Annotated in this window: 4 protein-coding genes; 2 read left to right on the top strand and 2 right to left on the bottom strand. The window is 61.1% G+C overall.

The window, feature by feature from the left end:
* Nucleotides 1–984: 984 nt before the first annotated feature.
* Together VF672_RS14270 and VF672_RS14265 are read right to left on the bottom strand one after the other, a co-directional pair.
* Complete coding sequence (locus tag VF672_RS14270; RefSeq protein ID WP_331105225.1) at nucleotides 985–1,863, bottom strand: ABC transporter permease; 879 nt, start codon at nucleotides 1,861–1,863, stop codon at nucleotides 985–987.
* Nucleotides 1,860–2,846, bottom strand: a complete 987-nt coding sequence (locus tag VF672_RS14265) for an aliphatic sulfonate ABC transporter substrate-binding protein (RefSeq protein ID WP_331105224.1) — start codon at nucleotides 2,844–2,846, stop codon at nucleotides 1,860–1,862. The genes VF672_RS14270 and VF672_RS14265 overlap by 4 nt, the downstream gene beginning before the upstream one ends.
* A 489-nt stretch (nucleotides 2,847–3,335) precedes the next feature.
* Here VF672_RS14265 and VF672_RS14260 point away from each other — a divergent pair, with 489 nt between their 5' ends.
* Complete coding sequence (locus tag VF672_RS14260; RefSeq protein WP_414705610.1) at nucleotides 3,336–3,980, top strand: hypothetical protein; 645 nt, start codon at nucleotides 3,336–3,338, stop codon at nucleotides 3,978–3,980.
* 897 nt (nucleotides 3,981–4,877) lie between these two features.
* The coding region (locus VF672_RS14255; RefSeq protein WP_331105222.1) for a DNA-3-methyladenine glycosylase family protein at nucleotides 4,878–5,663 on the top strand (786 nt) is incomplete at its 3' end.

The raw sequence follows: 5,663 nt of genomic DNA, 5'->3' as shown, positions 1-5,663 counted from the left end.
CTTCGTCGGGTTCCTTCACTCCGGTCCCGCTCCGTGGGCCCGCCGCCATCCGCCATCCATGGCGGGGGGCGGCTCTCGCGGCATCCATGCCGCTCGGCCCACTGCGCGAGACCTGCGTTCAGCCTGCACCCAAGTCGCGATTTGTGGTGTTTGGACGTTTTGTGTCTGGAGAGCACAAGCAGATCAAGTGCAGAGCAAAAGCTTCCCGGCTAAAGCCGGTCCCACTAACCCACCGCGTACTCTTGTGGGACCGGCTTCAGCCGGGAATGGACGCGGAGCGTCCTGCTCTGCATGTCCACGCAGAGCGAGGGCACGATCAGCTTCGACAGCCTCTGCCTAACGGCAGAGCGTTTCGCCTTCGGCGAGTTACTTGGAAAAGCACCCCAAGTAACCAAGGGTGCTTGCTCCCGGTTTGGCCCGACTTCGTCGGGTTCCTTCACTCCGGTCTCGCTGCGTGGGCCCGCGCCGAACGGACATCCATGTCCTGACGGCGCTCTCGCCGCATCCATGCGGCTCGACCCACTCCGCGAAACCTCCGTTCAGCCTGCACCCAAGTCGCGATTTGCGGTGTTTGCACGCTTTGTGTTTGAAGAGCAAAAGCAGATCAGGAGCTTCCCGGCTGAAGCCGGTCCCACTCAGCCACCGCGTACTCTCGTGGGACCGGCTTCAGCCGGGAATGGACGCGGAGCGTCCTGCTCTGCATGCCCACGCGGAGCGTGGGCACGATAAATCATCATCTGGGCCCAGGCCTTTGCTGTTGCTATTGCTATTGCTGTTGATCTTCTACCCAGATAGTTCAAACACCGCCAATCGCGACTTGGGTGCAGGCTGAACGTAGCGTCGTCGGAGTGAGGGAACCCGACGAAGTCGGGCCAAGCCAAGAGCATAAGCCCTTGGTTACTTGGGGCTTTATCAAGTAACTCGCCGAAGGCGAAACCAGAGGCCGTTAGGCCGACGCCCTTGATCTTGATCTTGATCTCGATATCAGCCTTTAAACGTATCTCGCCACGACAAGAATCTCCGTTCGAGCATCGCCAACACCCCATCCGTCAACTTGCCCAACACCGCCAGCACAATGATCGCCGCCAGCACAATGTCCGGACGCGAAGTTTCGCGCCCGTCGCTGAGCAAATAACCCAGCCCCTTGGTGGCCGCGATCAACTCCGCGGCCACCAGAAACATCCAGGCCAGACTCAAGCCCGAGCGCAAGCCGGTGAACAGCCCGGGGAGCGCAGCGGGCAGGAACACATGGACAATCATCTGCCGCTGACTGAAGCGGTACATCTGCCCGACCTCCACCAGCTTGCGATCGATATTGCGAAGCGCCGCAACGTCGTTCAGGTACACCGGAAAAAAGGCACCGATGGCAATCAGCACCACCTTTGAGGTCTCGCCAATCCCTAGCCACAGCAACAACAGAGGCACCCACGCCAGGCTCGGAATCGAGCGTAGGCCGGCGAAGGTCGGCTCCAGATACGCTTCCGCCTCGCGGCTGAGCCCGACCCATGCGGCGAACACCAGCGCCAGACTCGCGCCGATGACAAAGCCTGAAAGCACCCGGATCAAACTGGCGCCGATGTGCTTCCACAGCGCGCCCTCGGCCAGGTCCGTCAGCGTCGAGGCGATCTCGCTCGGCGCCGGCATTTGGTAAGACTGCACCAGGCCTGCGCGTACGGCGATTTCCAGGATCAGTAGAATCGCCACCGGCACGGCCAGGCCCTTCAAGCGGGTGCGCCACTTTCCAAACGTTCGGGGCAGGGCCGGTGAGGCCTCAACCGTCTCGGTTTTCGGAACATTCACCCTGAAGCCGGTACTGCCATCGATCCTGCGCTCCGTCGCTTCGCTAGCGCGCGTGTTGCTCATGGCGTGGCGACGACGGCGTTGCCGAAGGTGGGGTCGATCAATTGGTCAATGACCTGATCGACCTGGGTGCCTTTGCGCACCAGCTCTTCGGACACCAGGATCGGTGCGGCGGCCTTCGACGCGGTGATGTCCTGATCGGTCAGCCGAGGGCGACTGAGGTCCGTGCGGGTCAGCTGCAACTTGGCGACGTCCAGCAGCAGGCCTGACTCGTTGGCGAGCAATTGCGCAAGCTCGTCCGGATTTTTCAGCGACCATTCCCGGGCCTTTTCGTACGCGGCGAGGACTGTTTTGATCGCTTCGGGGTGCTCTTTGGCATAACGTTCTGTCACGCTGACGACGCCGTAACTGTTGAAGTCCTTGTTGCGGTACAGCAAGCGCGAGCCGGCCTGAATTTCGCTCGCGGCCATGTGCGGGTCGAGTCCGGCCCAGGCATCGACATCGCCTTTCTCCAGCGCAATACGGCCGTCGGGGTGTTGCAGGTGCAGCAGCTCGACATCGTCCTTGGTCAGCTTGGCCTGCTGCAACGCCCGCAGGGTGAACAAGTAAGGGTCGGTGCCTTTGGTGGCGGCGATTTTCTTGCCCTTGAGGTCGGCGACGCTCTGTAACGTGGAGTCCTTGCGCACCACCAGCGCTGTCCATTCGGCGCGGCTGTAAACGTAAACGGATTTAATCGGGCTGCCATTGGCTCGCGCCAGCACCGCTGAGAGACTGGCGGAGGAGGCGAAGTCGACGCCGCCGCTGTTCAGGTATTCCAGGGAGCGGTTACTTCCCTGGCTGAACACCCAGCTCACCTTCGATTGCGGCAGTGCTTTCTCCAGCCAGCCAAAATGCTTGAGCACCAGACTGACCGGCGAGTAGTAGGCGTAATCCAGATGGACTTCGGCGGGCGGGGCCTCGGCAGCCTGCGCCAGCGAATGCAGGGTCAGGCCCAAAGCGCCGGCCAGAAGTTTCAAAGAGGTCGGCAGGCGGGAAAGTGCGGTCATGGTAAGTGTCCAATGAAGGGGCGGAAGCTGCGCACGGCTGCTTATGACAAAATCCGCAGTTCGAGCGAGTCGGTCTGCTTTAATGGAATATTGCAGGCTTTATGCCACACACTTTTAACGCTCAAACCTATGAATTTGCGGGGCTAGGGAGGGGTTGCCGCTGTGCAGGATTGGGCACTGTGTTGATCAGGTGTTCCTGTGGCAACAGCGCGGCATGGCACGGCCGATGCTGTAAAAGCCTCGTCGAGCAAGGGATCTATCGGTGACCGTTCGGCGTTTAATACCGAGAATCAGGGGTTTGCGTGCAACCTCTCGAGCGTTTAGTGATCACATCGGCATTCGTTATTTCGTTATACGGAAACAATCGCTCGCCATACTCCACCGAGCCGCACGCTGACAAGGACGTTGCTTCGGGCGTCATGCCCATCACGAGCCATCAGAATTCATGCCGATATGAGCCTTTCCAGCCCCTCCCTCTGGTCCCGCGCGATGCAGCGCATGACCTATTTTCTGTTGCCGACACTGCTGATTGCTTCCGCTATTTTCTGGTTCGCCGCGGGCAAGGGTGTGCACGCCGAGGCCAAGAACGGCACCCAGACGCTGGTGTTTCTGCGTCACGCCGAGAAGCCCGAAACGGGCCTGGGTCAGCTGAATTGCCAAGGGCTCAATCGCGCCATCGACCTGTCCACGGTGCTGCCCAACACGTTTGGCAAAGCTGACTTCATCTTTGCGGCGAACCCGAGTCGTCATGTGGAAGAGGGCGAGCACGATCATTCCTATAGTTACCTTCGCCCGCTCATGACCGTCGGCCCCAGCGCGATCAAACTCGGCCTTCCGGTCAACATTGACTTCGCCGCCAACGACACCGGCGATCTGGCCGACGAGCTGATGCGCGACAAATACCACGACGCCACCATCTACACTGCCTGGTCACACGGCTATCTGCCAGAGCTGATCAACAAAGTCGCCGAAGAGGCGTCAGGCGAGAAGGTCAAGCTGGTCAACGACTGGGTCGCCGAAGACTTCGATTCCGTGTTGGTCCTCACCCTCAAATGGAACGACGGCAAAGCCACGCTCCAGTACGAAAACTACAAGCAGAACCTTGATGGCGGCGCAGTGGGCTGCCCGAGCTGACGAAAATGCACTCACTGACATTGCAGTCCTGCTTTAACCACATCCCGTCCCGCTGAATACACACGGTCCCCTTGCGGGACCGGCTTCAGCCGGGAAGAGGCCAGCGTGCTCGCACTTATGCTTGCGGTGTGGCACCTGACGCTTTCCCGGCTAAAGCCGGTCCTACACTCGAGGTCAAATCCAGGTCTGCTGAATACACGCGATCCCCTAGTGGGACCGGCTTCAGCCGGGAAGAGGCCAGCGTGATCAACCTCATCCTTGCAGCGTGACGCCTGACGCTTTCCCCGCTAAAGCCGGTCCTACAGTCGAGGCCAGATCCCGTCCCGCTGAATACACGCGATCGTTTGTGGGACCGGCTTCAGCCGGGAAGAGGCCAGCGTGCTCGCACTTATGCTTGCGGTGTGGCACCTGACGCTTTCCCGGCTAAAGCCGGTCCCACAGTCGAGGTCAGATCCCGTCCCGCTGAATACACGCGATCCCTCGTGGGACCGGCTTCAGACGGGAAGAGGCCAGCGTGATCACCCTCATCCATGCGGCGTGACACCCGACGCATTCCCGGCTAAAGCCGGTGCCACAGTCGAGGTCAGATCCCGTCCCGCTGAATACCCGCGATCCCCTTGTGGGACCGGCTTCTGCCGGGAAGAGGCCCGTGGTTTCACCCTCATCCATGCGGCGTGACACCCGACGCTTTCCCGGCTAAAGCCGGTCCCACAGTCGAGGTCAGATCCCGTCTCGCTGAATAGACGCGATCCCCTTGTGGGACCGGCTTCAGCCGGGAAGAGGCCAGCGTGCTCAACCTCATTCGTGCGGCGTACACCCTGCTGATGGCCCGAAATGTTGTGCCTCTGCATCGATTACGCTAGCGTCAGCCGACCCTGACTGACCTCGGCCTCACTCATGTTGCAACCTGACATTCCCTGCGCCTCGCGCCTGATCCCTTTCAATCCGCCGTTCGACTGGCAGCGCATGCTTGATTTCTTCGCGGCGCGAATGACGGTGGGCGTTGAGGCGGTGGTTGAGGGCGTTTACCTGCGCAACATCGAATTCAAGGGCAGCCAAGGGGCCTTGACGGTGGAAATGGCGCCGGGCGGGCAGCATCTTCTGGCGACTGCCCACGGGGAGGTGAGTCAGTACATCGATGAGTTGATCGTCCCGGTCGCGCATATGTTTGACCTGTACGCCGTCCCTGAGGTCGTTGACACAGCCCTCTCACGGGACCCATGGCTGGCGTCGCTGGTGCAGCGCCGTCCTGGGTTGCGCGTGCCGGGCGCGTTTTCCGGGTTCGAGTTGGCGGTGCGCACGATTGTCGGGCAGCAGGTCAGCGTCAAGGGGGCGACCACGATTGTCGGTCGCCTCGTGCAGCGCGCCGGGGTTCAAGTCAGCGCAGGCCTGCATGAACAACTGGCCTGGCGATTCCCGACACCTGCCGCACTGGCGCAGGCGAACCTGGACAAAATTGGCATGCCCGGCAAACGCGTCGACACCTTGCAACGCCTCGCGGCAGAGGTGGCCAGTGGCAAGCTGTCCCTTGATGTCCGCCACGGTGACATCGGCGATCTGCGGGGGCAGTTGCTGGCCATGCCGGGCATTGGGCCATGGACAGTTGAATACATTGCCATGCGTGCCTGGCGTGACCCGGACGCCTGGCCGGCCGCCGACCTGGTGCTGATGAATCTCATGACC

It is taken from the genome of Pseudomonas sp. (assembly GCF_036387035.1).
Taxonomy (GTDB): Bacteria; Pseudomonadota; Gammaproteobacteria; order Pseudomonadales; family Pseudomonadaceae; genus Aquipseudomonas.
This window is presented reverse-complemented; position numbering and strand designations above follow the sequence as displayed.

Bases quoted from the DNA above. Each gene is read 5' to 3' on its own strand.
- VF672_RS14270 (WP_331105225.1), bottom strand. From the start codon at position 1,863: ATGAGCAACACGCGCGCTAGCGAAGCGACGGAGCGCAGGATCGATGGC.
- VF672_RS14265 (WP_331105224.1), bottom strand. From the start codon at position 2,846: ATGACCGCACTTTCCCGCCTGCCGACCTCTTTGAAACTTCTGGCCGGC.
- VF672_RS14260 (WP_414705610.1), top strand. From the start codon at position 3,336: ATGCAGCGCATGACCTATTTTCTGTTGCCGACACTGCTGATTGCTTCC.